General features: G+C 59.7%; 23 protein-coding genes. 12 read left to right on the plus strand and 11 right to left on the minus strand.

Annotated features, from left to right (window positions below; translation table 11 throughout):
- Positions 1–57: 57 nt before the first annotated feature.
- Complete coding sequence (gene mutS, locus PspS35_RS06460) at positions 58–2,649, minus strand: DNA mismatch repair protein MutS (RefSeq protein ID WP_159933224.1); 2,592 nt, start codon at positions 2,647–2,649, stop codon at positions 58–60.
- 199 nt (positions 2,650–2,848) lie between these two features.
- On the opposite strand from mutS, the gene PspS35_RS06465 reads away from it, so the two are divergent.
- The 5 genes from PspS35_RS06465 to recX all read left to right on the plus strand — a co-directional run bounded on the left by PspS35_RS06465 (position 2,849) and on the right by recX (position 6,675).
- Positions 2,849–3,583 carry an XRE family transcriptional regulator gene (locus PspS35_RS06465; protein ID WP_159937995.1) on the plus strand — a complete coding sequence of 245 codons (735 nt, stop codon included), beginning with the start codon at positions 2,849–2,851 and terminating at the stop codon, positions 3,581–3,583.
- A 507-nt stretch (positions 3,584–4,090) separates the two neighbouring features.
- A complete protein-coding gene (locus tag PspS35_RS06470; RefSeq protein ID WP_159933225.1) occupies positions 4,091–4,435 on the plus strand; it encodes a phage holin family protein in 345 nt (114 codons plus the stop codon).
- 120 nt (positions 4,436–4,555) lie between these two features.
- Positions 4,556–5,056, plus strand: a complete 501-nt coding sequence (locus tag PspS35_RS06475; protein ID WP_159933226.1) for a CinA family protein — start codon at positions 4,556–4,558, stop codon at positions 5,054–5,056.
- Between the two features lie 84 nt (positions 5,057–5,140).
- Positions 5,141–6,199 carry a recombinase RecA gene (gene recA / locus PspS35_RS06480; protein WP_032891767.1) on the plus strand — a complete coding sequence of 353 codons (1,059 nt, stop codon included), beginning with the start codon at positions 5,141–5,143 and terminating at the stop codon, positions 6,197–6,199.
- An 8-nt stretch (positions 6,200–6,207) separates the two neighbouring features.
- Entirely contained in the window at positions 6,208–6,675 is a 468-nt protein-coding gene (recX, locus tag PspS35_RS06485) for a recombination regulator RecX (RefSeq protein WP_159933227.1), read from the plus strand.
- A 142-nt stretch (positions 6,676–6,817) separates the two neighbouring features.
- Here recX and PspS35_RS06490 read toward each other — a convergent pair whose 3' ends face one another.
- Complete coding sequence (locus PspS35_RS06490; RefSeq protein ID WP_159933228.1) at positions 6,818–7,930, minus strand: TIGR00730 family Rossman fold protein; 1,113 nt, start codon at positions 7,928–7,930, stop codon at positions 6,818–6,820.
- 291 nt (positions 7,931–8,221) lie between these two features.
- Positions 8,222–8,656, minus strand: coding sequence for a PA3611 family quorum-sensing-regulated virulence factor (locus PspS35_RS06495; protein ID WP_124526088.1), 435 nt, complete (start codon positions 8,654–8,656; stop codon positions 8,222–8,224).
- Between the two features lie 179 nt (positions 8,657–8,835).
- On the opposite strand from PspS35_RS06495, the gene PspS35_RS06500 reads away from it, so the two are divergent.
- From PspS35_RS06500 to PspS35_RS06510, 3 genes are all read left to right on the plus strand, one after another.
- Complete coding sequence (locus PspS35_RS06500) at positions 8,836–9,555, plus strand: tRNA-uridine aminocarboxypropyltransferase (protein WP_159933229.1); 720 nt, start codon at positions 8,836–8,838, stop codon at positions 9,553–9,555.
- 252 nt (positions 9,556–9,807) lie between these two features.
- Positions 9,808–10,455, plus strand: coding sequence for a response regulator transcription factor ErdR (gene erdR / locus PspS35_RS06505; RefSeq protein ID WP_159933230.1), 648 nt, complete (start codon positions 9,808–9,810; stop codon positions 10,453–10,455).
- A gap of 78 nt (positions 10,456–10,533) precedes the next feature.
- Entirely contained in the window at positions 10,534–10,896 is a 363-nt protein-coding gene (locus PspS35_RS06510) for a diacylglycerol kinase (protein ID WP_003172176.1), read from the plus strand.
- Between the two features lie 3 nt (positions 10,897–10,899).
- On the opposite strand, the gene PspS35_RS06515 is transcribed toward PspS35_RS06510, so the two are convergent.
- Positions 10,900–11,826 (minus strand): LysR family transcriptional regulator, encoded by a 927-nt coding sequence (locus tag PspS35_RS06515; protein ID WP_174244789.1) that lies wholly within the window; start codon positions 11,824–11,826, stop codon positions 10,900–10,902.
- A gap of 124 nt (positions 11,827–11,950) precedes the next feature.
- Between PspS35_RS06515 and fpr the strand changes: the two genes are divergently transcribed.
- A complete protein-coding gene (gene fpr, locus PspS35_RS06520; RefSeq protein WP_003189055.1) occupies positions 11,951–12,730 on the plus strand; it encodes a ferredoxin-NADP reductase in 780 nt (259 codons plus the stop codon).
- 84 nt (positions 12,731–12,814) lie between these two features.
- Here the strand turns inward: fpr and tsaA are convergent, their stop codons facing one another.
- The 5 genes from tsaA to rimO form a co-directional block, all read right to left on the minus strand.
- Complete coding sequence (tsaA, locus tag PspS35_RS06525) at positions 12,815–13,510, minus strand: tRNA (N6-threonylcarbamoyladenosine(37)-N6)-methyltransferase TrmO (protein ID WP_159933232.1); 696 nt, start codon at positions 13,508–13,510, stop codon at positions 12,815–12,817.
- 3 nt (positions 13,511–13,513) lie between these two features.
- Positions 13,514–13,975 (minus strand): DUF1456 family protein, encoded by a 462-nt coding sequence (locus PspS35_RS06530; protein ID WP_099583453.1) that lies wholly within the window; start codon positions 13,973–13,975, stop codon positions 13,514–13,516.
- Positions 13,976–14,043: 68 nt separating this feature from the next.
- On the minus strand, positions 14,044–14,754 hold the full coding sequence (locus tag PspS35_RS06535) for an rRNA pseudouridine synthase (protein ID WP_159933233.1): 711 nt from the start codon (positions 14,752–14,754) through the stop codon (positions 14,044–14,046).
- A 71-nt stretch (positions 14,755–14,825) separates the two neighbouring features.
- Entirely contained in the window at positions 14,826–15,299 is a 474-nt protein-coding gene (locus tag PspS35_RS06540; RefSeq protein ID WP_159933234.1) for a GNAT family N-acetyltransferase, read from the minus strand.
- A 103-nt stretch (positions 15,300–15,402) separates the two neighbouring features.
- Positions 15,403–16,731, minus strand: coding sequence for a 30S ribosomal protein S12 methylthiotransferase RimO (gene rimO / locus PspS35_RS06545; protein ID WP_169850727.1), 1,329 nt, complete (start codon positions 16,729–16,731; stop codon positions 15,403–15,405).
- Positions 16,732–17,032: 301 nt separating this feature from the next.
- Here rimO and PspS35_RS06550 point away from each other — a divergent pair, with 301 nt between their 5' ends.
- From PspS35_RS06550 to PspS35_RS06560, 3 genes are all read left to right on the plus strand, one after another.
- Positions 17,033–18,934, plus strand: a complete 1,902-nt coding sequence (locus tag PspS35_RS06550; RefSeq protein WP_159933235.1) for a potassium transporter Kup — start codon at positions 17,033–17,035, stop codon at positions 18,932–18,934.
- Between the two features lie 224 nt (positions 18,935–19,158).
- Positions 19,159–20,265, plus strand: coding sequence for an NADH:flavin oxidoreductase/NADH oxidase (locus PspS35_RS06555; RefSeq protein ID WP_159933236.1), 1,107 nt, complete (start codon positions 19,159–19,161; stop codon positions 20,263–20,265).
- 271 nt (positions 20,266–20,536) lie between these two features.
- The gene (locus tag PspS35_RS06560; protein WP_159933237.1) at positions 20,537–20,722 is read left to right on the plus strand and encodes a hypothetical protein; all 186 of its coding nucleotides are present in this window, start codon (positions 20,537–20,539) and stop codon (positions 20,720–20,722) included.
- A 51-nt stretch (positions 20,723–20,773) separates the two neighbouring features.
- Here PspS35_RS06560 and PspS35_RS06565 read toward each other — a convergent pair whose 3' ends face one another.
- Together PspS35_RS06565 and PspS35_RS06570 are read right to left on the minus strand one after the other, a co-directional pair.
- Positions 20,774–22,399: a glucan biosynthesis protein D gene (locus PspS35_RS06565; RefSeq protein ID WP_159933238.1), complete on the minus strand. Its 1,626-nt coding sequence runs from the start codon at positions 22,397–22,399 to the stop codon at positions 20,774–20,776.
- Between the two features lie 276 nt (positions 22,400–22,675).
- Positions 22,676–24,538, minus strand: a complete 1,863-nt coding sequence (locus tag PspS35_RS06570) for an FAD/NAD(P)-binding protein (protein WP_159933239.1) — start codon at positions 24,536–24,538, stop codon at positions 22,676–22,678.
- Positions 24,539–24,544 lie beyond the last annotated feature (6 nt).

A 24,544-nucleotide genomic window follows, 5' to 3' on the forward strand; every position in this document is an offset into this window, starting at 1 on the left:
TAAAAGCCAGCAGCATCCCAAACCGCGCGAGAGTCTACCAGCTTGCAAGCGTCTGCGTTATATCCGAACCTGCAGTGCATATAACATTTCGAGCGCTTTTCGCGGCGTCAAGCCGTCCAGGTCAAGCTTGGCGAGCTCATCCAGTACTGGGTGCGGCAGGCTTGCGAACATATCGCTCTGGTGCGGCGCGGCGGGTTTGCTGGCGGTCTTGGCAGGGCTGGCGACCACGGTTTCATGGGGCAGGGCCGTGGTTTCCAAGCGGCTGAGGTGTTCGCGGGCGCGCAGGATCACATCGTTCGGCACACCGGCCAATTGCGCCACAGCCAGGCCGTAGCTCTGGCTGGCCGGCCCTGGCAGCACATGGTGCAGGAACACGATGCGTTCGTTGTGCTCGGTGGCATTGAGATGCACATTGGCTACCAGCGGCTCGCTTTCCGGCAGCACGGTCAGCTCGAAGTAGTGAGTGGCAAACAGTGTATAGGCACGCAGATGGGCCAAGCGCTCGGCCGCCGCCCAGGCCAGGGACAGACCGTCGAAGGTGCTGGTGCCGCGACCTACCTCGTCCATCAGCACCAGGCTGCGCTCGGTGGCGTTGTGCAGGATGTTGGCGGTTTCGCTCATTTCCACCATAAAGGTAGAACGGCCACCGGCGAGGTCATCGCTGGAGCCGATCCGGGTAAAGATGCGGTCGACCAGTGAGAGCTCGCAACTGGCTGCTGGCACGAAGCTGCCGATATGCGCCAGCAGCACGATCAGTGCGGTTTGGCGCATGTAGGTGGATTTACCGCCCATGTTCGGACCGGTAATCACCAGCATGCGGGTGTCGTCGTCCAGCGACAGGTCGTTGGCGACGAACGGTGTGGTCAGCACCTGCTCAACGACCGGGTGACGCCCCTGCACAATGCGCATGCACGGCTCGCTGACAAAGCGTGGGCAGTTCAGGTCAAGGTTCAGCGCGCGTTCGGCGAGGTTGCTCAGCACGTCCAGTTCAGACAGGGCGGCAGCGGTGTCTTGCAGCGGCGCCAATTGGCCGATCAAGTCTTCCAGCAGCGCCTCGTAGAGCATTTTTTCCCGCGCCAGGGCACGGCTCTTGGCCGACAGCGCCTTGTCTTCGAATTCTTTGAGCTCCGGCGTGATAAAGCGTTCGGCGCCTTTGAGGGTCTGGCGACGCTGATAATCAATCGGCGCCTGCTCGGCCTGCTTGCTGGGCAACTCAATAAAGTAGCCGTGCACGCGGTTGTAACCGACCTTCAGGTTGGCCAGGCCGGTGCGGGCTTTTTCCCTGGCCTCCAGGTCGATCAGGAACTGCCCGGCGTTTTCACTCAAGGCTTGCAGTTCATCCAGCTCATTGTCGTAGCCGGTCTTCAGCACGCCGCCGTCGCGGATGATCGCCGGGGGGTTATCGATGATGGCTTTTGCCAGCAGTGCTGCCAGTTCCGGGTAGGTGCTGGTGGTTACGGCCAACTGTTGCAAGTGCGGCGCATCCAGTTCGGTCATTGCCGCCTGCAGTTGCGGCAGTGCACCGAGTGCATCGCGCAGGCGCGCCAAGTCACGGGGGCGAGCGTTACGCAGGCCGATACGCGCCAGGATGCGCTCGATATCGCCGATTTCCTTCAGCTGTGGTTGCAGCTTTTCAAAGCGATAGCTGTCCAGCAGGCAGGTAATAGAAGACTGGCGTGCCTGCAGCACGCTCAAATCCCGCAGCGGCCGGTTCAGCCAGCGGGTCAGCAAGCGGCTGCCCATAGCGGTCTGGCAACGGTCGACCACAGATTGCAGGGTGTTGTCGCGTCCGCCCGCGAGGTTGGTGTCCAGCTCTAGGTTGCGACGGCTGGCACCATCGAGCACCACGGTATCGTCCAAGCGCTCATGGCGCAGGCTGCGCAGGTGCGGCAGGGCGGTGCGCTGAGTTTCCTTGGCGTAGCTGAGCAGGCAACCGGCGGCGCCGATGGCCAGGGTCAGGGTTTCGCAACCAAAGCCCTTAAGGTCTTGCACGGAAAATTGCTGGCACAGGCTTTTCAGCGCCGAGTCACGCTCGAAATCCCACGGCGCGCGACGCTTGGTTCCGCGGCGCTTTTCTGCCGGCAGGTCCTTGGGCCAGTCATCCGGGATCATCAACTCCACCGGATTGATGCGCTCCAGCTCCGCCAGCAGGTTCTCCCAGCCCTTGATTTCCAGCACCGTGAAGTTGCCGCTGGTGATATCCAGCACGGCCAGGCCGAACAGACGCTCATCGCCCAGCACAGCGGCGATCAGGTTATCGCGGCGCTCATCCAGCAACGCCTCATCACTGACCGTCCCCGGCGTAATAATGCGCACCACCTGGCGTTCAACCGGCCCCTTGCTGGTGGCCGGGTCGCCGATCTGCTCGCAGATCACAACCGACTCGCCCAGCTTCACCAGCTTGACCAGGTAGCCTTCCAGGGAGTGGTAAGGAATCCCACACATCGGAATCGCTTGTCCGGCCGACTGCCCGCGCGCCGTCAGGGTGATGTCCAGCAGTTTGGCGGCCTTCTTTGCATCTTCGTAGAAGATCTCGTAGAAGTCGCCCATGCGATAGAACATCAACTGATCAGGATGCTGGTTTTTCAGGCGCCAATATTGCTGCATCATCGGCGTGTGGGAGGACAGATCGGAAGTGTTTTTACTCATCAGATAGTTAGCAAATTCGTTAAAAGGAGTGGGGCAAAGATGGGGCACTTGGTCCTGCTGATTTTGCGATGGCGGCAAGGTTAACACGCGAACTCTACCCTTCGCAGGTCTGCTAAAGGGCATGGCAAGTGCATAAAAATGCATGGTTGATGCAAATCAGCATTTGCCAACCCTAAAAACTCTCGTCACTATCCGCGTTATGCAAAAACGCAACGTTTCTATCGTCTTAAGAGAACTGCTGGATCGCGACCGGATCTCCCCCACGGAGCTTTACCGGCGCACCGGCGTGCCTCAATCCACGCTCTCGCGGATCCTCAGCGGCAAGATCGTTGATCCGTCGGACAAGCACATCTCCCGCATCGCGCAATACTTCTGCATCAGCACCGACCAGCTACGCGGGCGCATGGCGCTGGGCAATTCGCGTGAAGAGGGGCGTGACCCGATGCATTCGGAACTCAAGGATATAAGCCTGTGGGATGACGACACGCCCGTTAATGATGACGAGGTGTCGATCCCCTTTCTGCGTGAGGTTGAATTGGCTGCTGGATCAGGAAGATTCGTCATCGAGGAAAGCGAGAAGGCCAGCCTGCGTTTTGGAAAGCGCAGCCTGCGGCACAACGGTGTGCAGTTCGACCAGGCAAAGTGCGTGACGGTACGTGGTAACAGTATGTTGCCGGTATTGCGCGACGGCGCGACGGTTGGGGTCAACGCGGGCAAGAGTGGGATTGGCGATATCGTTGATGGCGACCTGTATGCCATCAATCACAATGGTCAACTGCGGGTCAAACAGCTCTACCGTCTGCCTTCCGGGATTCGCCTGCGCAGTTTCAACCGTGATGAGCACCCGGATGAAGATTACAGCTTCCAGGATATCCAGGATGAGCAGATCAGCATCCTCGGCCATGTGTTCTGGTGGGGTATGTACGCCCGTTAACCAACTCTCGTAAGAAAAAGCCCGCCCACGAGCGGGTTTTTTTGGCCTGTTGAAAATCGCCAAGCCCTTTGCCCATCAGGCTCTAAATGCATTTGCGCATATCATTTTGTAAAATAAATGCATTTACGCATTGACTGTATATGCATACATGCATATTCTTCGTCTCAAGCCAGCCAATAAGGTCTGGTGGAGGCGGCAAGGATGCTGCCAAGGAAGACAAGGACGGCACGCAATATCGGCAAGGACGCCATCGAAGCGATGGCAAGGATGCCAGGCAACACCGGCAAGGACGCCGACGCTCTTTAGTTTCAAGGGCTTACCCAGACAGGCAGGAAGACTGTTCGCAACCACACTGAGAAACGATCCGTACCGCGCCAGTAGCGCCGAAGGATCGCGCTGGACCGCATTACTGAAAAGCCTGTGCAACCGGGCTTTTTGGAATGCCTACCTACAAACCGAATCCAAACACCGGCAGTTTGCTGGTATCGCTCAGCCAGGAGGTGTTACATGACAATCGAGCAGCAAGCGTTGGCGGAAATGCCTGTCTGGCTGGTGATTGTATTGGCATTGATCGGAGGTGTAGCCGGCGAAATGTGGCGGGCCGACAAAGAGGGCGCGCGGGGCTGGTCACTGATGCGGCGCCTCGCACTGCGGTCGGGGGCATGCATGGTCTGCGGGGTCTCGGCATTGATGTTGTGCTACGCCGCGGGCATGTCGATCTGGACCGCGGGTGCCATTGGTTGCCTTACTGCCATGGCTGGGGCTGACGTCGCGATCGGCCTTTATGAGCGTTGGGCGGCCAAGCGTATCGGCGTCAAGGAGGCCCCGCCTTCTCGGCCGGACCAGCAGTAGCCGGTGTAATGATTGCAACCACACCATCAATGTCATCGTGGAGCGCAGGCAGACTGTCGCTTGCGCGTGCCATCGGGTCCTGTAGGGTAAGCGAATCCCCACCCACTTCCGGAGACGACCGTGAAGGAAATCACTCAACTGGCTGCTGAATTGGGTCGCCGTTTACAAGTGCTCAATGCCCACGTTACCACCGCCGAATCCTGCACCGGCGGTGGAATTGCCGAGGCCATCACGCGGATTCCGGGAAGTTCGGCCTGGTTCGAGGCTGGGTATGTCACCTATTCCAACCGGCAGAAGACCCGGCAATTGAATGTGCCGCAAGCATTGTTCCTCAAAGTGGGTGCAGTCAGCGAACAAGTGGTGTTGGCGATGGCCAGGGGTGCGCAGGAACAAAGCCTGGCGCGATTTTCAGTTGCAGTGAGCGGCGTGGCGGGGCCGGATGGCGGTTCGCCAGACAAGCCGGTGGGTACTGTTTGGCTCGCGTTCGGTGTTGGCGAGGAACTGACGGCCGAGCTTCAGCACTTCACCGGCAACCGTGATGAGGTCCGCCGACAAACGGTAAAGGCCGCGTTAGAGGGCTTGTTGCGACGAGCTGCAGCAGAAATAGAAAATCAGGGGTAGGCGATCTCCGATCTTTGTGGAACAATACTGTCTACTTATACAGGTGTTGGCCGCCCCGGCCTTATTGATTACGTGAGGACTTTAATGGACGACAACAAGAAGAAAGCCTTGGCTGCGGCCCTGGGTCAGATCGAGCGTCAATTCGGCAAGGGTGCCGTAATGCGTATGGGCGATCACGACCGTCAGGCGATCCCGGCTATCTCCACTGGCTCTCTGGGTCTGGACATCGCACTCGGCATTGGCGGCCTGCCAAAAGGCCGTATCGTTGAAATCTACGGTCCTGAGTCTTCCGGTAAAACCACCCTGACGCTGTCGGTGATTGCCCAGGCGCAAAAAATGGGCGCCACCTGCGCGTTCGTCGACGCCGAGCACGCCCTGGACCCTGAATACGCCGGTAAACTGGGTGTCAACGTTGATGACCTGCTGGTTTCCCAGCCGGACACCGGTGAGCAAGCCCTGGAAATCACCGACATGCTGGTGCGCTCCAACGCCATCGACGTGATCGTGGTCGACTCCGTGGCCGCTCTGGTGCCGAAGGCTGAAATCGAAGGCGAAATGGGTGACATGCACGTGGGCCTGCAAGCCCGTCTGATGTCCCAGGCGCTGCGTAAAATCACCGGTAACATCAAGAACGCCAACTGCTTGGTTATCTTCATCAACCAGATCCGTATGAAAATTGGCGTGATGTTCGGCAGCCCGGAAACCACCACCGGTGGTAACGCACTGAAGTTCTACGCGTCGGTCCGTCTGGACATCCGCCGTACTGGCGCGGTGAAGGAGGGTGACGAGGTTGTCGGCAGTGAAACCCGCGTTAAAGTCGTGAAGAACAAAGTGGCTCCGCCATTCCGTCAGGCAGAATTCCAGATCCTGTACGGCAAGGGTATCTACCTGAACGGCGAGATGATCGACTTGGGCGTGCTGCACGGTTTCGTCGAGAAGTCAGGTGCCTGGTATGCCTACAACGGCAGCAAGATCGGTCAGGGCAAGGCCAACTCGGCCAAGTTCCTCGCAGACAACCCAGATATCGCTGCCACGCTTGAGAAGCAGATTCGCGACAAGCTGCTGACTGCTGCACCTGACGTGAAAGCTGCCGCCAACCGCGAACCGGTTGCAGAAGTGGAAGAAGCTGACACTGACGTCTGAAGCAAACGATGACTGTTGTACTGGATACACTTGTCGCCGTTCGGCGCACTGCGATGGACCTGCTCGCTCGGCGCGAGCATGGTCGAGTCGAGCTGACGCGTAAACTGCGTCAGCGCGGTGCAGACTCTGAGATGATCGAAACCGCCCTTGACCGGTTAACGGAAGAAGGGCTGCTGTCGGAGTCCCGTTACCTCGAAAGCTTTGTCTCCTACCGAGCGCGCTCGGGCTATGGCCCCGCGCGTATTCGCGAAGAGCTGAGCCAGCGTGGCCTGCAACGCGCCGATATTGACCTCGCCCTGCGTGAGTGTGGTATCAGTTGGCAGTCGCAGTTGGAAGACACTTGGCGTCGCAAGTTCTCAGGCCATCTACCCATCGATGCCAGGGAGCGCGCCAAACAAGGCCGCTTCTTGAGTTACCGCGGGTTTTCGATGGAGATGATCAGCCGTTTGCTCAGTGGTCGAGATATGGACGACTGAGTCCAAAGTGATGGGGTTGGTGGGCTATTGTGGCGAGGGAGCTTGCTCCCGTTGGGCTGCGTAGTAGCCCCAGTTACTTAGTCTGAACCCCACAAAAAAGGGCCCACTATGAAAATAGCGGGCTTTTTTTTACACTAAAAAATCAAGCCGTCTGCGGCGTCACCCGTTGCTGCGTCTTCCCCTGAGCCTGCACCCAGTTCTCCGGCAAATTGATGTAATCCACCAACTCCCGCAACCGACCCTGATCCCGCCCATTAAAGTTGAACACCAACCGCGTTAAATGGCTGAACCGAGCTTCATCATGTTCCTCGCCGGTATAGGCGAGCTGCTGGAAGTCCCCGTTCAGGCGCAGGCTAGCAAACTCATTCTGCAAATAGGCCAATGCGCGGTCACTGAGCGGATGATTCATGCGCACTACAAACTCACGCTTGAGCCAGCGTGTGGAATGGAAGTTGGCATAAAACTGGTTGATCTCTTCGACCGCCTCTTCAGCGCTGTATACCAGCCTTATCAGTTTGAGGTCGGTCGGCAGAATGTAGCGATTGGCTTCCAACTGGCTGCGGATAAAATCCAGCGCGCCTTGCCAGAACCCACCACCCGGCGCGTCCAACAAAACCACCGGCACCAGTGGGCTCTTGCCGGTCTGGATCAGTGTCAGCACTTCCAGTGCTTCATCCAACGTGCCAAAACCGCCGGGGCACAACACCAGTCCATCGGCTTCCTTGACGAAGAACAGCTTGCGGGTAAAGAAGAAGTGGAATGACAGCAGGTTCTCGGTGCCATCAATGGTCGGGTTGGCATGCTGTTCAAACGGCAGAGTGATATTGAACCCCAGGCTATGTTCCAAGCCGGCACCTTCGTGCGCCGCGGCCATAATGCCGCCGCCGCCGCCGGTGATCACCATCAGGTCGGAGCGCGCCAGTGCGGCGCCGACGTCACGGGCCAGCGCATACAGCGGGCTTTCCACCGGTGTCCGTGCCGAACCGAACACCGTGACCTTGCGCCGGCCCTTGAACTGTTCGAGTACACGAAAGGCGTTGTCCAGTTCACGGATGGCTTGCAGGGTGATCTTGGCATTCCAGCGGTTGCGGTCGTCCTGGGCCATGCGCAGCACGGTGAGGATCATGTCGCGATACAGAGGGATATTCGGGCTGTCGGGGGCGATCAGCTGGAGTTGGGCTTCGACCTGCTGGGTGAGGTCGGCTCCATTCTTTTCGAAATGCTGGAGCAGGCTGTCATTCGGTTCGTAAGGCATTCAACTTCTCCTTCTTGCAGGGCCGGGTAGCCGACGAGAGGTTCGCCGGAGGCTACGACACTGCATGTGTCGCTGCTTGCCGCAGGGGCAACCTTCTTTTGCCCTGAAAATGTTACAGAACAGCATGAAAGATACTGTGGGTGAGCGGTTGGGATGACTTGATCATGGGCCGAAAAACCCTTGGCTGGCAACCGCTTATTGGTCATGCAACACGGAGTCTAGCTGCCTGGAGGGCATTGCAGCGAGGGGAGTGCGCGCCACAGGGCAGCAGCGCGCGAGGGTGAGGCAGGGTTACTTTTTCTTCTTCGCCGGTGCCGGGCAATCCGCTTCCGCGAATTTCACCGAAGCCACAGGCCGGTTGGTCTTGTTCTCGGTGATTTCGTAGCGCATTACCGCGCCCTTGGCCATCAGCTCGCGGTAGCCTTTGTTCAGGCAAACACTCTGGCCGAGCTGGAAATACACCGCTTTGGGGTTGGCGCGCATCTGTTCGGCGCGGTCTGGCAGCACGCTAAGGTGATCGATCAGTTGCATGCCTTCAACGGTGTAGGCCACTTCCAGGGTTTTTTCGTCGATTTCCCGGGGCAAGTCCTTGTTGCTCTCAGCCGCGACGCTTTGCAGTTTCCTGTTCATCTGGGCCTCCAGCAGCGAGGCCGCCTGAGCGCCCACGGGCAATACCAACGCAAGGGCGATGGATGGGGCGGCAAGGCGCAGCATGGAACGCAGCATGGGACTCTCCTGATTCGGTTACTGGTGCATAGACCAGCCACTGGGCTGTGCGTTCAGTGGCGCGCGATTATAGGTGACCCTTGGCCACTACAGCCAGGCGTATCGCTGGTAAACTGCGGCCCCTTAAGACCTCTTTGAGTGTTCACTGTGTTGATTTACCCGTTCCTATGGCGTGTCCGATGAGCCACGCCGTTTCCCGCCTGCGGACCCAGCGCCTGGCGCGTGCTATCAAGCCTTTTGTCAATCGTGGCTCGCGTGCCGAACGCTGCGCGGGTTGCCGGGTCATCCCGCAATATTGTTTGTGTGCCTGGCGCCCCAAGGTCGAGGCGCGCTGCGCGATGTGCCTGCTGATGCATGATGTCGAGCCGATGAAGCCCAGCAATACCGGCTGGCTGATCGCCGATGTCATTGACGACACCACGGCTTTCGCCTGGTCGCGCACCGAGGTGGACCCGGATTTGCTCACCTTGCTGGCAGACCCACAATGGCAACCCTACATCGTGTTCCCGGGTGAGTTCGTGGCGCCCGAACGGGTTGTCAGCGAGGTCAAGGTGGAGGAGGGCAAGCGCCCGCTGTTTATATTGCTTGATGGCACCTGGAGCGAAGCGCGCAAGATGTTCCGCAAAAGCCCTTACCTGGAGCACTTGCCCGTTTTAAGCCTGGCCCCGGAACAGCTCTCGCGCTACAAACTGCGCCGCTCCAAACGCGATGATCATTTTTGCACCGCCGAAGTCGCGGCGCTGTGCCTGGAGCTTGCTGATGACGGCGCTGCGAGCGAGGTCCTGGATGCCTACCTCGATGTTTTCAGCACTCATTACCTGGCGGCCAAGTTCCAGATGCCTTTGGATGCGACAGACGTCGTGCATACTCGTCTCTCGCCCTACATCCCGGCGGTATAACCAGACGACGTTTGCATGATGGCACTGCAAACCCGCAACCCGCTAAAATGCCCACGGGCGTAGTGCTTGACCCCCCAGGCTACGCTGGGCATGCTGGGCGCCGATTGGGGCGCAACCGTGAATTTTCGACGTCGTTTCAGGTGCTCTTGACGTTGATCGTGCCCTATGGCGATGGCTGCCTGGCCGTTGCCGTGTGTACTGGCGAACCCTGAACCCATCAGGGCTGCCATAAAAAACAGGATCATTTAATCAATGGCCACATACGAAATCCTGATAGCCGATGACCACCCGCTGTTTCGCAGTGCGCTGCATCAGGCCGTGACGCTGGGCCTTGGCCCCGATGTCCGTCTGGTTGAAGTCGCCAGCATTGCCGAGCTGGAAGCCCGACTCACCGAAAAGTCCGACTGGGACCTGGTGCTGCTCGACCTGAACATGCCCGGTGCCTATGGTTTCTCGGGGCTGGTGTTGTTGCGCGGGCAATACCCGCAGATCCCTGTGGTAATGGTCTCGGCCCAGGAAGACGCCGATGTGGTGGTGCGCTCCAAGGAGTTTGGCGCCAGCGGTTTCATTCCCAAGTCCAGCGCCATGGAAGATATCCAGAAGGCCGTGCGCACGGTATTGGACGGCGATGTCTCCTGGCCGCCCCAGGCGTTCGAAGAAATCAACGTATCGGACGAGGCCAAGGCCGCCCGCGATGGCTTGGCCAGTCTGACGCCGCAGCAGTTCCGAGTGTTGACCATGGTCTGTGAGGGGCTGTTGAACAAGCAGATCGCCTATGAGCTGAGCGTGTCGGAGGCGACTATCAAGGCGCACGTGACGGCGATTTTCCGCAAGCTGAACGTGCGGACGCGCACTCAGGCCGCGCTGCTCTTGCAACAACTTGAGTCAATTTCGCAGTAACAAGATGTCACCTATTCACGCTTTTTTGACTTGGCGTGATCTAGCTTCCCCACTCCTTTGGTTCAGTTGCCTACGTCTATGTCGCCTTTCAAGGGTCAAACCGGTATCAAACGTATCTTCAATGCAGGGGGTTATTCCCTGGATGGCCTGCGCGCGGCGTTCACAGGTGAGGCGGCCTTCCGCCAACTGGTGCTGCTCAATGTCATCCTGATTCCGCTGAGCTTTTTCCTCAACGTCAGCCGGGTCGAGCGTGCCTTGCTGATTGCGGTGTGCCTGTTGGCGTTGATCGTCGAGTTGCTCAACTCGGCCGTGGAAGCGGCAATCGACCGCATCTCGCTGGATCGCCACCCGCTGTCGAAAAACGCCAAGGACATGGGCAGCGCTGCGCAATTCGTCGCACTGACCATGATCACCCTGGTGTGGGCCGTAATCCTGATCTAAGCCTCAGGCAATACTCGGCAGCACGATTTCATCGCTGCGCTGAACCCCAGCGGTGAAGGCGCGGCACAGCTCCAGGAACTCGCGCATCGCCGAGGTCTGGTACTTCTGTTTATGCCAGATGAAATAAAACTGCCGTGCCAGGTCCAGGTCCGGGGTTTCCACCGGCACCAGGCTGCCGCGGCGGAACGCGTCGCGCAGTGCCAGGCGCGAGATACAACCAATTCCCAGTCCCGATTCCACTGCGCGCTTGATTGCCTCAGTGTGCTCAAGCTCCAGGCGGATGTTCAGCGCGCTACGGTGATGGCGCATGGCTTGGTCGAACGTCAGGCGCGTGCCTGAGCCTTGTTCCCGCAGGATCCACGCTTCGTGGGTCAGCTCTTGCAGCGTCGCCACGCCGCGTTTGGCCAGGTGATGCTGCGGCGCGCAAAACACCACCAGTTCGTCTTCCACCCAGGTTTGCACTTCGATGTCCGGGTGGCTGCAGTCGCCTTCGATTAGACCCAGGTCAATTTCGTAATGCGCAACCTGGTGCACGATATTGGCAGTGTTCTGCACATGCAGCTTTACCTGGCTCTCGGGGTGCTGCTGCATGAAACTGCCGATCAGCAGAGTGGCCAGGTAATTGCCGATGGTCAGGGTCGCGCCGACGGCGAGGGAGCCGAAGCCGGACTTGCCGTTGAGCAGGTCCTCGATTTCCTTGGCCTGGTCCAGCAGCGCTACGGCTTGGGGCAACAGCTGATGGCCGAGGGCGTTGAGGCTCAAGCGTTTACCGGCGCGGTCGAATAATTGGCAGCTCGATTGGCGCTCCAGCTCGGTAATCGAAGTGCTGGCGGCGGATTGAGATAAGGCCAGAAGGCCAGCAGCGCGCGAGACGCTTTCCTGCTGGGCAACGGCGACGAAGACTTGCAGTTGACGGAGAGTAAATCGCATATCGATATAACCGATAACCCTTATCTTAATAATCCAGTTAACAGATATTGTCGCCGCCATTAGAATGCTGTGCAATTGCGCACTTCATCTTTGGCGCAGACCCATTTCCAGGAGTCCCCCGTACATGAGCAACATGAACCACGAGCGTGTCCTCAGTGTTCATCACTGGAACGACACTCTGTTCAGCTTCAAGTGCACCCGCGATCCGGGCCTGCGCTTCGAGAACGGTCAGTTCGTGATGATCGGCCTGCAACAGCCTAACGGCCGCCCGCTCATGCGCGCTTACTCCATTGCCAGCCCGAATTGGGAAGAGCATCTGGAGTTCTTCAGCATCAAGGTGCCGGATGGCCCGCTGACTTCCCAGTTGCAGCATCTGAAGGAAGGCGACGAGATCATCATCAGCAAAAAACCGACAGGCACCCTGGTGCTTGACGATTTGAAGCCCGGCAAGCACCTCTACCTGCTCAGCACCGGCACTGGCCTCGCTCCGTTCATGAGCGTGATCCAGGACCCGGAAACCTACGAGCGTTTCGAAAAAGTGATCCTGTGCCACGGCGTGCGTTACGTCAACGAAGTCGCTTACCGCGAATTCATCACCGAGCACCTGCCGCAGAACGAGTTCTTCGGCGAGGCCCTGCGTGACAAGTTGATCTACTACCCAACCGTGACCCGCGAGCCGTTCGAAAACGAAGGCCGCCTGACCGACCTGATGCGCAGCGGCAAGCTGTTCAGCGACATCGGCCTGCCACCGATCAACCCCGAGGACGACCGCGCCATGCTGTGCGGTAGCCCAAGCATGTTGGACGAAACCAGCGAAGTGTTGAACAGCTTCGGCCTGAAGGTTTCGCCACGTATGCGTGAGCCGGGTGACTATCTGATCGAGCGTGCGTTCGTCGAGAAGTAAAGCAGTCAGGCCATGTGCTGACTTTGCAACACAGTAGATGCAAATGTGGGAGGGGGCTTGCCCCCTCCCACATTTGTTTCCGGTTTATCCAGCGGGAAGTATTTCCAGCACACAAATCATCCCCGGTTCGGGATAGTGCCAGCGCACATCCACGTCCCAGAACTGCGCGCCATACTCGCGCTCAGGCCCAGGCGTCTGATACGCCGGCCGTGGGTCCTGCGCCAAGCACTGATCAATCAACGCCACCAACGGTTCGCCCAGGCGCTGTGCGTGGCCTTGTGCCTGCTGCAACGCCGTCTTCAGCCACTGCACGGGAATCAGCTGCGGCGCAGCACTGGCGATGCCGTTGGTAGCGGTATCAACGATGTCGGCATAGGGCACATACGGCTTGATATCCAACACCGGCGTGCCATCGAGCAGATCAATCCCGGAAATCCACAGCCGGCCCGGTTCTACCTTGTCCAGCTTCACCACCGACTGGCCGATACCGTTGGGTCGATGAGTTGCGCGGGTAGCAAACACGCCCATGGACGTATTCCCACCCAGGCGCGGCGGCCGCACTTTCAGGCGCGGCTTGTCTTCCAAGGCCTGGTGGAACAGAAACAACAACCACACATGGCTGACCTGCTCCAAACCCTGCACTGCCTCACCCTGGTCGAACGGTGCCACCAACTCCAGCACGCCACGGGCGGCGGGCGCCAGTTGCGGTTGGCGTGGGATGGCGAACTTCTCCTTGAAGCAGGAGCGTACGAAACCGACGGGCGAGACTTGGTAACTCATGGCTTATGCACGAACCCGCAGGGTCAGCCCCTTGAGGAAGTTACGCAGCAACTGGTCGCCACACGTGCGGTAGTTGGTGTGGCCGAACTTGCGAAACAGCGCGCTCAGCTCTGGCTTGGACACCGGGAACTCGGCAGCCTTGAGGATGGCGTGCATGTCGTCTTCCTTCAGTTCGAAGGCCACGCGCAGCTTTTTCAGGATGATGTTGTTGGTCACCGGGGTTTCGATCGGCTGCGGCGGGCGGCTTTCATCCTTGCCACGCTTGAAGATCACCAGGCCGTCGAGGAAGTAAGCCATGACTTCATCCGGGCAGAACACGAAGCCTTCTTCCTCGTCTTTCTTGAGGTAGGTCAGCAGGTCGTCCTTGGTTACGTCCATGCCGCCGAGCTTGATGATCTCGACCATCTTGTTGTCGCTGATGTCGAGCATGTAGCGCACGCTGCGCAGTACGTCGTTGTGAATCATGGTGGGCAATCCTGGTATTCAACTGAGGACACCGCCCATCAGGCGGTGTCGAGAAAAGGGCGAGCGGCTTAGAACTTCTCTTTGCCGGACAGGTAACGCCATTGGCCGACCGGCACTTTGCCGATGGACACACCGCCGATACGGATGCGGCGGATGGCCACGACTTTCAGGCCAACGGCTTCACAAAACAGTGCGATCACGCCTGGCTGCGGGTTTTTCATCGCGAACCGCAGGCGGTTTTCGTTCTGCCAGCTGGCTTTGACCGCCGGCAGCTCTTTGCCTTTGTAGGTCAAACCGTGATTCAGGCGGTTCAGGCCGTGGGCAACCATGTCGCCCTCGACCTCTACCACGTATTCCTGCTCGATCTTGGCGGCATCGGCGGTCAACTTGCGCAGGATCTTCCAGTCTTGGGTAAACACCAACAGCCCGCTGGCCTTGGCTTGCAGATCGGCGCTGGCGGTCAGGCGCAGGAAGTGACCCTTGAGCGGGCGCTTGCTGAAGCGGTGTTCTTCGGACAGGGTGTCGGCGCTGATCGAGGCCATTGCCGTCTCAGCATCCATGCCGGCGGGGGCATGCAGCAGGATCGTCACTGGTTCCGGCACCGTCGCCTTGGCGTCGGGGTCGAGTTCGACTTTCTGGGTCGTGACCTTGAACTGCGGCTCGTCGATCACTTCACCGTCCACCGAGACCCAGCCGCCTTCGATAAACAGCTCAGCCTCCCGACGGGAGCAACCGACCAGTTCGATAAGGCGTTTGGAGAGGCGTATGGGGTCAGTCATGACAAGGGCCGTAACAAAAGGGGGCGGCTATTGTACCTGTGTGGGCGCGGTTAATCCCGACCCCATTTCATTTAGCCCCGGCGCTCCTGTTGGTGCACCTGGCGCAAACGCATATGCAGCAATGGATAAGGCTGGCCCAGGCCATCATGCTCCGTGCGTCCGATCACCTCGAACCCAAGCTTCAAGTAAAACCCCAGGGCTTGAGGGTTCTGTTCGTTGACGTCCAGCACCTCGGCATTCATGTGCTCGACCGCATACCACAGCAGTTGCCGGCCCAGACCCTGGCCGCGGTGCTGTGGGTCGATAAACAGCATCTCCACCTTGCCCGCCGCAACACCGGCAAACCCGCTGATGCGTTGGCGCGAGTCCTTGGTGCAGATCAACATCACCGCGTCCAGATAGCGGGTCAGCACCAGATTTTTGAGCAACACGATGTAACTGTCCGGCAAAAAATCATGGGTGGCCCGCACTGAAGCCTCCCAAATCTGCGCCAACTGCGCGTAGTCGCTGGTGTTGGGTGTGTGGATAACCGAGTGCTGACGCATGCCCGCTGCCCCTTGTGCTGAACCATGTCGATGGGCAAAACGATAGACGTAAAAAAGCCCCGCCTCTTGTCCAGAGGCAGGGCTTTTTCAAGTTTTTATCGCATTAGTCGCGCTTTTCGGCCCACAGGTCGTACTCGTCGGCGTCGGTCACGGTGCACCACACCTTGTCGCCCGGCTTCAAACCGCTGGCATCGTCGATAAACACGTTGCCGTCGATTTCCGGCGCGTCGAAGAAGCAGCGGCCCACCGCGCCTTGCTCGTCGACTTCGTCGATCAGCACTTCGATTTCCTTGCCGATGCGCAGTTGCAGGCGCGCCGAGCTGATCGCCTGCTGGTGCGCCATAAAGCGCTCCCAACGGTCTTGCTTGACGTCGTCCGGCACCACGGCCAGGTCCAGCAGGTTGGCCGGAGCACCTTCCACCGGCGAGTATTGGAAGCAGCCGACGCGGTCCAGTTGGGCCTCGGTCAGCCAGTCCAGCAGGTACTGGAAGTCTTCTTCGGTTTCGCCGGGGAAGCCGACGATGAAGGTGGAGCGGATGATCAGCTCCGGGCAGATCTCGCGCCAGTTCTTGATACGCGCCAGGGTCTTGTCTTCGAAGGCCGGGCGTTTCATCGCCTTGAGCACTTTCGGGCTGGCGTGCTGGAACGGGATGTCCAGGTACGGCAGGATCTTGCCGGCGGCCATCAACGGGATCAGCTCGTCGACGTGCGGGTACGGGTAAACGTAGTGCAGGCGCACCCACACGCCCAGGCTGCTGAGGGCTTCGCAGAGTTCGGTCATGCGGGTTTTCACCGGCGCGCCGTTCCAGAAACCGGTGCGGTACTTCACGTCGACGCCATAGGCGCTGGTGTCCTGGGAGATCACCAACAGCTCTTTCACACCGGACTTGACCAAGCGCTGGGCTTCGTCGAGCACGTCACCCACCGGGCGGCTGACCAGCTTGCCGCGCATCGACGGGATGATGCAGAAGCTGCAGCTGTGGTTGCAGCCTTCGGAAATCTTCAGGTACGCGTAGTGGCGCGGGGTCAGCTTGATGCCTTGTGGCGGCACCAGGTCGATCAGCGGGTTGTGATCCTGGCGCGGCGGCACCACTTGGTGCACGGCATTGACCACCTGCTCGTACTGCTGCGGGCCGGTCACGGCCAGCACGCTTGGGTGCACGTTGCGGATATTGCCTTCTTCCACGCCCATGCAGCCGGTCACGATGACCTTGCCGTTTTCCTTGATGGCTTCGCCGATCACTTCCAGGGATTCAGCCTTGGCCGAGTCGATGAAGCCGCAGGTATTGACCACCACCACGTCGGCGTCCTGGTAAGTCGACACAACGTCATAGCCTTCCATACGCAGTTGCGTAAGGATGCGCTCGGAGTCGACCAGAGCCTTCGGGCAACCCAGGGAAACAAAGCCAACCTTGGGGTTGGCTTTTGCGATGGTGGTGGACATGTCTAACCTCGGTATTGAATGACGCCGCCAGTCGGGCACGACAGGGCGGCGGACGGGCACTTGGTGTGCCTCTGATCAAAAAGTGCGCAATTCTAGCGGCGGGCAATCCACTTGACCAGCTTTATGCAGGGAAATGCGACGAGCGCTGCGCTATGCTTCGCGCCGTTGCGCACGGGTAAAACCCCTGGGTCAACAAAACGTCTGTTACGAGAAGTAAAACAGCGCATGCTAGGGTCAACTTAGGCGCGCTGTTTATAAAAGACCTCAGGTCAAAGGGCAGGAGTGGTTGATGGGTCACGCGAGTAGTCAGGCAGCAGGTGCCGAGCATTCAAACACCAAGCCGATTGGCATGCTGGTGGCGGCGGTCGGGGTGGTTTACGGCGATATCGGGACCAGTCCGCTCTACACCCTCAAAGAGGTGTTTACCGGGGGCTATGGGGTTCAGGTCAACCATGACGGTGTGTTGGGGATCCTGGCGCTGATCTTCTGGTCGCTGATCTGGGTTGTTTCGATCAAGTACATGCTGTTCGTGCTGCGCGCCGATAACCAGGGCGAAGGCGGCATCATGGCGTTGACGGCGTTGGCACGTCGGGCGGCAGGGGAACGCAAGAAGTTGCGCAGTTTCCTGGTGGTCTGTGGCTTGTGCGGTGCGGCGTTGTTCTACGGCGATAGCATGATCACCCCGGCCATTTCCGTGTTGTCGGCGGTTGAAGGCCTGGAACTGGCGTTCGACGGCCTGGAAAAATGGGTCGTGCCGATTGCGCTGGTGGTGCTGGTGGCGCTGTTCCTGATCCAGAAGCACGGCACCGACCGCATCGGCAAGCTGTTCGGCCCGGTGATGGTGACGTGGTTCCTGGTGTTGGGCGGTCTAGGCATCTACGGCATCGTCCAGCACCCTGAAGTGCTCAAGGCATTGAACCCGATGTGGGCCGTGCGTTTCTTCGAGGCTCATCCCGGCATTGGCGTGGCGATTCTGGGCGCAGTGGTGCTGGCACTGACCGGCGCTGAAGCGCTGTATGCCGACATGGGCCACTTTGGCCGCAAACCCATCGCCCGTGCCTGGTTCATCCTGGTGTTGCCGGCGTTGGTGCTCAACTATTTCGGCCAGGGCGCGATGCTGCTGGGTGATCCGGAAGCTGCACGCAACCCGTTCTACCTGCTGGCGCCGAGCTGGGCGCTGATTCCGTTGGTGGGGTTGTCCACACTGGCCACGGTGATCGCCTCACAAGCGGTAATTTCCGGCGCATTCTCCTTGACGCGCCAGGCGATCCAGCTGGGTTACATCCCGCGCATGCACATTCAACACACCTCCAGCGCCGAACAGGGCCAGATCTATATCGGCGCGGTGAACTGGTCGCTGATGGTCGGCGTAATCCTGCTGGTGCTGGGTTTCGAGTCCTCCAATGCGCTGGCCTCGGCCTACGGTGTGGCGGTGACGGGCACCATGCTGATGACCACCATCCTGGTCTCGGCGGTGATGTTGCTGCTGTGGAAATGGCCACCGGTGCTGGCCGTGCCGGTGTTGCTCTGCTGCCTGTTGGTGGACGGGCTGTACTTCGCGGCCAACGTGCCGAAGATTATCCAGGGCGGCGCCTTCCCGGTGATCGCGGGGATCGTGTTGTTCGTGTTGATGACCACCTGGAAGCGCGGCAAGCAATTGCTGGTGGAGCGTCTCGACGAGGGCGGCCTGCCGCTGCCGATCTTTATCAGCAGCATCCGTGTGCAGCCGCCTCATCGTGTGCAGGGCACGGCGGTGTTCCTGACCGCGCGGCCCGACGCCGTACCGCACGCGCTGTTGCACAACCTGCTGCATAACCAGGTGCTGCACGAGCAAGTGGTGCTGCTGACGGTGGTGTACGAAGACATCCCGCGCGTCCCGGCCTCACGGCGTTTTGAGGTGGATTCCTACGGCGACGGGTTCTTTCGCGTGATCCTGCACTTCGGCTTCACCGACGAACCGGATGTGCCCGAGGCGCTGAAGTTGTGCCATTTGGATGATCTGGACTTCAGCCCGATGCGCACCACCTACTTCCTCAGCCGCGAGACGGTGATTGCCTCGAAAATCGAAGGCATGGCGCGCTGGCGTGAAGCCTTGTTCGCGTTCATGTTGAAGAACGCCAACGGCAACCTGCGCTTCTTCAAACTCCCGGTAAACCGGGTGATCGAGCTGGGCACCCAGGTCGAAATGTAAGACTGTGCTGCACGGGGGCCGGCAATCGGCTCCCGCTTTGCTTCTGAACCCTGTGCGATCCAGCGTTGTCGACTAGGCTCTAAGCACTGTTGTGTAGGAGCGAGCTTGCTCGCGAAAAACGTCAACGATCACCTGTTTATCCTGGATGAACGCGGTGCCTTTGGATTGTTCGCGGGCAAGCCCGCTCCTACAAGAGTGCCCACGGAACTTAGAAGAGGTGCGCCATGAGTCAGCTGCTCGAACCCTATACCCTGCGCCAATTGACCCTCCTGAACCGCATTGCCGTCTCGCCGATGTGCCAATACTCCAGTGACGATGGCTTGGCCAATGACTGGCACCTGGTGCACCTCGGCAGCCGTGCCGTCGGCGGCGCCGGGTTGATTTTCACCGAGGCCACCGCCGTGACGGCCGATGGGCGTATCACGGCCCAGGACCTGGGCCTGTGGAACGACCAACAGATCGAACCGCTGCAGCGCATCACCCGCTTTATCGCCGCCCAAGGCGCGGTCGCCGGTATCCAGTTGGCCCACGCCGGGCGCAAAGCCAGTACCCACCGGCCGTGGATCGGCAAACATGGTAGCGTCAAGCCCGAAGACGGCGGTTGGGTGCCGGTGGGGCCATCGCCGATTGCCTTCGACCCTCAGCACACTCAGCCCCGGCAACTGGACGACGGGCAGATCCAGCAAGTGATCGCCGACTTTGTCGCCGCCGCCAAACGCGCGCTGACTGCTGGGTTCGAGGTGGTGGAAATCCACGCGGCTCACGGCTATCTGTTGCACCAATTCCTGTCGCCCATCAGCAACCAACGGCAGGACCAGTACGGCGGTTCCTTCGAGAATCGTATCCGCCTGGTGCTGCAAGTGACTCAGGCGGTGCGCGAAGCCTGGCCCCAGGAGTTGCCGTTGTTCGTACGGGTGTCGGCCACCGACTGGGTGGAAGACGGCTGGAACCCCGATGAAACCGTCGAGCTGGCGCGCCGCCTTAAAGAGCTGGGTGTGGACCTGATTGACGTGTCCTCTGGCGGCACCGCCGCCAATGCCGAGATTCCCACCGGCCCCGGCTACCAGACGCGCTTTGCCGAGCGTGTGCGCAAAGAGTCGGGCATCGCCACCGGCACCGTCGGCATGATCACCGAGCCGGCCCAGGCCGAGCACATCCTGCGCACTTGTCAGGCCGATATCATCTTCCTGGCCCGTGAACTGCTGCGCGATCCTTACTGGCCGTTGCACGCCGACGATGACCTGGGCGGGCGCAAGGCGATCTGGCCGGCGCAGTACCAGCGGGCGACCCATCGGGACCAGCCGATTCATGAGTCTGACTTGAGGGATTGACCCTTCACCGGCGCTATCGAAACCCACCCTTGGCCGGTGGGTTTTTTTTGCTTGCTGCTGTGGGATGGCACTGTAGGTATTTGTTACCGAAGTAATTTTTTAAGTGAATACTCTAAAAAAATCCCACACGTAACGAGATTGTTTCTACGCTTAGGTTAGGACCGGTTTCTGGCCCAGGGAGTCAGTCTGTTTGTCCACGGGGGCATTGCGCTTCCCTGGAAGTGGTTAGTGGGCGCCGGGAGTATTTGATTGATATCAGGAGAAGCAGTCCATGGCCAAGTCCGATGGCGTAGCAGGTTGGGTGGCGTCTTTTTTGGCCCGCAGGGTGTCCACGCGTGGCCGCCGGTTGAGTTTGGATGAGGTCGAATTGCTGGCGCAGTATCGCGCTCTGAACGAGAGCGATCAGGTGGCAATGCGTTATCTGATTGGGGCGATGAAGAGCGTATCGCGGTTTTAGCGCCGACGTAGAACTCGTGTGGGAGGGAGCCAGCCCCTCCCACATTGGCTATCAGGTGTACTTACGCTGGTCCGGTGCCGGCGGGAAATACTGATACAACCAGGTTTCACTCAGTGTGCGGTCCTGGGTGCGGATAAACAGGCGCAGTTCCACTGGCTCCACGCTGTCGCTGGTCGGGTACCAGTCGAACAGGATGCGGTAGCCCTTGATGTTGTCGAGCACCAGCACGCTGAAGTCTTTCACTTCACCGTGGGAGCACGTCACCACCGGCTCGATCCCAGTGCCTGGCGGTAGGCGGTCCAGGCCACCGCCTTTGAAGTCCACGGCAAAACGCCGTGCCCACACGTTCGGGTAGTGCTCGCCCGGCGCCCAGCCTTCGGTAAAACCACCCATGCCGGAACGGGTCGCGTCGACCTGGGCCAACGGTGTGCTCACTGGCGGCAAGGCGCTCCAGTACAGCTTGTAGCCATAGTTGAGCGACTCACCCGCAGCCACCGGCTTTTTCGGGGTCCAGAAGGCCACGATATTGTCCAGGGTCTCGCCGGTGGTAGGGATTTCCAGCAGGTCGATCGAGCCTTCACCCCACGCCGTGGTTGGTTCGACCCACAGGCTTGGGCGCTTGCTGTACCAGTCCACCGTGTCCTGATAGCTGGCGAACTCATGGTCGGTCTGCACCAGGCCAAAGCCTTTCGGGTCTTTGTCGGCGAACGCGTTGAATTGCAGCTTGGCCGGGTTGTTCAGCGGGCGGCAGACCCACTCGCCATTGCCGCGCCACATCGCCAAGCGGTCCGAGTCGTGGATTTGCGGGTGGATGGTGTCGCACATCCGCCGTTCATGGGTGCCGCAGCTGAACATGCTGGTCATCGGCGCGATGCCCAGTTGCTCGATGGCGGTACGCGCATTGATGTGGGCGTCGATCGCCATCACCACCTGATTGGCCTGGCAGTCGATGTCGAAGCGGTAGGCACCGGTGGCGCTCGGCGAGTCGAGCAGGGCGTAGACCACAAAACGGGTGGCGTTCTTGTCCGGGGTTTCGAACCAGAACTGCGTGAAGTCGGGGAACTCCTCGCGTTTTTTCGCGTAGGTGTCGATGGCCAGGCCACGGGCCGACAGGCCATATTGGCCGGTGGAATCCACCGCACGGAAGTAACTGGCGCCGAGAAACGACAGCACGTCATGGCGGTTCAGTTCCGGCGCCTTGAACAGCTTGAAGCCGGAGAAGCCCAAGTCGCCGGTCAACTGCTGGGTGTCGACACTGGTTTTTTCGTAGTTGAACAGGGAAGGGCGGAAGTGCACTTCGCGGGCTTCACGGGTTTTCGGATCAACACTGTGCATGCGCACCGGCGTCTTGAAACCCATGCCGACGTGGAAAAACTGCACGTCCAACTGGCCGTTCAATTCCTTCCATAGCGAATGCTTGCCGTCGTAGCCGATGGCGTTGAAATTCTGCGGGGTCATGGTTGCCAGTGTCGGTGGCAGCACTTGTTTGGTGTCTTTATACGCGGTCCCGGCGAGCTGCTTGGCCTGGGCCTTCAGTGCGTCGAAGTCGAACGCCACGGCCTTGCCGTCGGCGGCACGGTTCCCGGCCCAGGCTTGCGCGGCCAGCAGGCCGCTGGCCGACAAACCGGTGTAAGCCGCAATGGCCATGGACGCTTTGAGCAAATTCCTGCGGTGCATAGAGACAACCTGTCGTGAGCAAATCCCGCGCCGTTCCTGGCACGTAGCGGATCAGAAATTACGGTTCGGACATGCCTTCGGCCAAACACAACGGACATTAAACAGACGCCGGATAGCTTAAGCGGTTCGATGACGTAGGAAAATTGATTGATGGCTGTGTGATGGCGTTGCATGTGCGACAAGACATTTCCGACTATCCGTCTGGGCGCAGCACTCAAACATCATGAAGATCAAATGTGGGAGCGAGCAAGCCCGCTCCCACATTTAGACTGTATTTCAGGCGACTTCCCCGACGGCCCTGAACGCCTCATCAATCGCCGCGTGCGCATAGGCACTCCACGCCGCATCCGAGTTGGCAATGCTCACATGCCCCAGCGGTTTTTTCGCCAGGGTCATCCACGCTTCGCTTTCATCGGCGTCATCGAACAGGCTGTTGGAGAAGCTCGCATAACCATGTGACCAGCGGTTGACAGTGATCGCCAGAATGTCGCGTTCATGATTGAACCCACCCGGGCCCAGCATGCGTTGTAACTGGTCACGCAATTGCGCCTCAAGCTGTTCAAAGGTCTGCCCATACAACTTGCCGCGCCCGGCCCGTGCCTGGTCGCGGGCGTTCATGCCGCTGTTGGGGCTGGTGGGCACATAGACCATGTGCAAGCCAATCGGCTGCGTCGGGTCGCGCGGGTGTTCGTAGCCGCCCATGCTCACCGGGTAGTCCAGCTTGATGCGGCTGTAGGGCTGGGTCGCGGCGTAAATCTCGTGCACCCCCAGTGTCTGGAATGACTGCCAATTGCGGATCACCACCTTGGTGTACACCAACGGGTATTTCACGTTCTGGCTCAACGCATGGGCCTGGGGCGCTGGCAGATCCTTGAGCAGGTACGGAATCATCATGTTGTAGCAGGCCAGGATGCAGCGGTTGCCGCGCACCTGTGCGAGTTGGCCCCCGCGGCTGTAGCCGATATGCACGCCATCACCGACATTGCGCACGCTTACCGCCGTACTGTTCAGGCGCAGTCGCACGGCTGCCTTGGGTTGGTCGAGCCTGGCGTAATCGAACGCGGCCAGCACGATATCGTCCATGGTGTGCCCCGGCGCCACGCCTGGGATCAGGCTGCGCACCAGCAACCGCGCCACCGAGGCATTGCCATCCGGGAAGTGGTAGATGTAGGGCTCTTCCATTTCCGCTGCGGCTTCTTCGCTGATCGGCGCCAGGTTCATCCCCGAAAAACCTGGGAAACCCACGCTGTAGGCATCGGCTGCCGCCACGGCATCGATGCTCAGCGCCATGAAGTCATTGGTGCGGCTCTGGAAATACTTCACCGCGCCTTCTGATAAGCCTACGTCCTTGAGTAGGAAATCACGGTAGCTGGTGGCCGCCAGGTAGTCGGCTTTTTGCTCGGCGGTTTTACCCGGCAGGTAGTCCCTGGGTGCGGTGTGCAGGGCGATCAAGGCTTGGCGGTCGGCTGCCGGCAACGGGAAGTCGTTGATGAAGTCTGCCAGGCTGCGCGCATTCAGTTGGTCTGGCGCGATATCGTCGGCCACCATCGGCGTCGGGTCGCCCGTCACCAGTTTGTCTTCGCCGAAGTTTTCCTTGTCGAAAAACACCCCGCGTGACAGACCCAGGCCTGGATAGAACTGGCGGTCAAACGCGGTTTCGAAGCGCTTGATCGTGACCCCGAGCTTCTTCAACAGCCCGTTCACTTCTTTGCTGTACAGATGGTTCGGCGATTGCAACGCCTCGCTGCCGCCGTAACCGATGATCGTGCGGCCACCGGCCTGGAATTCATTGCGCTTGGCGTGGCCGCCGAAGTCGTCGTGGTTTTCCAGGATCAGGATCTTCGCCTTCGGGTGCTGCTCCCGGTAAAACCAGGCCGCCGACAAACCACTCAAGCCGCCGCCGACCACTACCAGGTCGTACTCTTCGGTGATCGGCAGTTTTTCGGTGTCGAACACCTTCTTTTCCCAGCCCATCTGGTGCGCCACTTCGAACGAGCCGACATGGCTGCCGCGCAGGCCGGTGAGGGCTGGAGGGTAGTAACGTCCATCGGGTGCGGCCTGGAGCAGTTGCAGCGGGGTCATGCCAGCGGCAACGGTGATGGCGACGCCGTTGAGGAAGTCGCGGCGGGTGATGTCCATGAGGGA

The sequence above is a fragment of the Pseudomonas sp. S35 genome, assembly GCF_009866765.1.
Taxonomy (GTDB): Bacteria; Pseudomonadota; Gammaproteobacteria; order Pseudomonadales; family Pseudomonadaceae; genus Aquipseudomonas.

Excerpts from the sequence above, each read along its gene's own strand:
- recA (WP_032891767.1), top strand. The coding sequence starts at position 5,141 with ATGGACGACAACAAGAAGAAAGCCTTGGCTGCGGCCCTGGGTCAGATC.
- PspS35_RS06495 (WP_124526088.1), bottom strand. The coding sequence starts at position 8,656 with ATGCTGCGTTCCATGCTGCGCCTTGCCGCCCCATCCATCGCCCTTGCG.
- PspS35_RS06470 (WP_159933225.1), top strand. The coding sequence starts at position 4,091 with ATGACAATCGAGCAGCAAGCGTTGGCGGAAATGCCTGTCTGGCTGGTG.
- PspS35_RS06540 (WP_159933234.1), bottom strand. The coding sequence starts at position 15,299 with ATGCGTCAGCACTCGGTTATCCACACACCCAACACCAGCGACTACGCG.
- PspS35_RS06535 (WP_159933233.1), bottom strand. The coding sequence starts at position 14,754 with ATGACTGACCCCATACGCCTCTCCAAACGCCTTATCGAACTGGTCGGT.
- tsaA (WP_159933232.1), bottom strand. The coding sequence starts at position 13,510 with ATGAGTTACCAAGTCTCGCCCGTCGGTTTCGTACGCTCCTGCTTCAAG.
- PspS35_RS06515 (WP_174244789.1), bottom strand. The coding sequence starts at position 11,826 with ATGCGATTTACTCTCCGTCAACTGCAAGTCTTCGTCGCCGTTGCCCAG.
- PspS35_RS06570 (WP_159933239.1), bottom strand. The coding sequence starts at position 24,538 with ATGGACATCACCCGCCGCGACTTCCTCAACGGCGTCGCCATCACCGTT.
- PspS35_RS06465 (WP_159937995.1), top strand. The coding sequence starts at position 2,849 with ATGCAAAAACGCAACGTTTCTATCGTCTTAAGAGAACTGCTGGATCGC.
- recX (WP_159933227.1), top strand. The coding sequence starts at position 6,208 with ATGACTGTTGTACTGGATACACTTGTCGCCGTTCGGCGCACTGCGATG.
- PspS35_RS06530 (WP_099583453.1), bottom strand. The coding sequence starts at position 13,975 with ATGATTCACAACGACGTACTGCGCAGCGTGCGCTACATGCTCGACATC.
- PspS35_RS06560 (WP_159933237.1), top strand. The coding sequence starts at position 20,537 with ATGGCCAAGTCCGATGGCGTAGCAGGTTGGGTGGCGTCTTTTTTGGCC.
- PspS35_RS06565 (WP_159933238.1), bottom strand. The coding sequence starts at position 22,399 with ATGCACCGCAGGAATTTGCTCAAAGCGTCCATGGCCATTGCGGCTTAC.
- PspS35_RS06510 (WP_003172176.1), top strand. The coding sequence starts at position 10,534 with ATGTCGCCTTTCAAGGGTCAAACCGGTATCAAACGTATCTTCAATGCA.
- mutS (WP_159933224.1), bottom strand. The coding sequence starts at position 2,649 with ATGAGTAAAAACACTTCCGATCTGTCCTCCCACACGCCGATGATGCAG.
- PspS35_RS06500 (WP_159933229.1), top strand. The coding sequence starts at position 8,836 with ATGAGCCACGCCGTTTCCCGCCTGCGGACCCAGCGCCTGGCGCGTGCT.
- PspS35_RS06490 (WP_159933228.1), bottom strand. The coding sequence starts at position 7,930 with ATGCCTTACGAACCGAATGACAGCCTGCTCCAGCATTTCGAAAAGAAT.
- erdR (WP_159933230.1), top strand. The coding sequence starts at position 9,808 with ATGGCCACATACGAAATCCTGATAGCCGATGACCACCCGCTGTTTCGC.
- PspS35_RS06550 (WP_159933235.1), top strand. The coding sequence starts at position 17,033 with ATGGGTCACGCGAGTAGTCAGGCAGCAGGTGCCGAGCATTCAAACACC.
- PspS35_RS06555 (WP_159933236.1), top strand. The coding sequence starts at position 19,159 with ATGAGTCAGCTGCTCGAACCCTATACCCTGCGCCAATTGACCCTCCTG.
- fpr (WP_003189055.1), top strand. The coding sequence starts at position 11,951 with ATGAGCAACATGAACCACGAGCGTGTCCTCAGTGTTCATCACTGGAAC.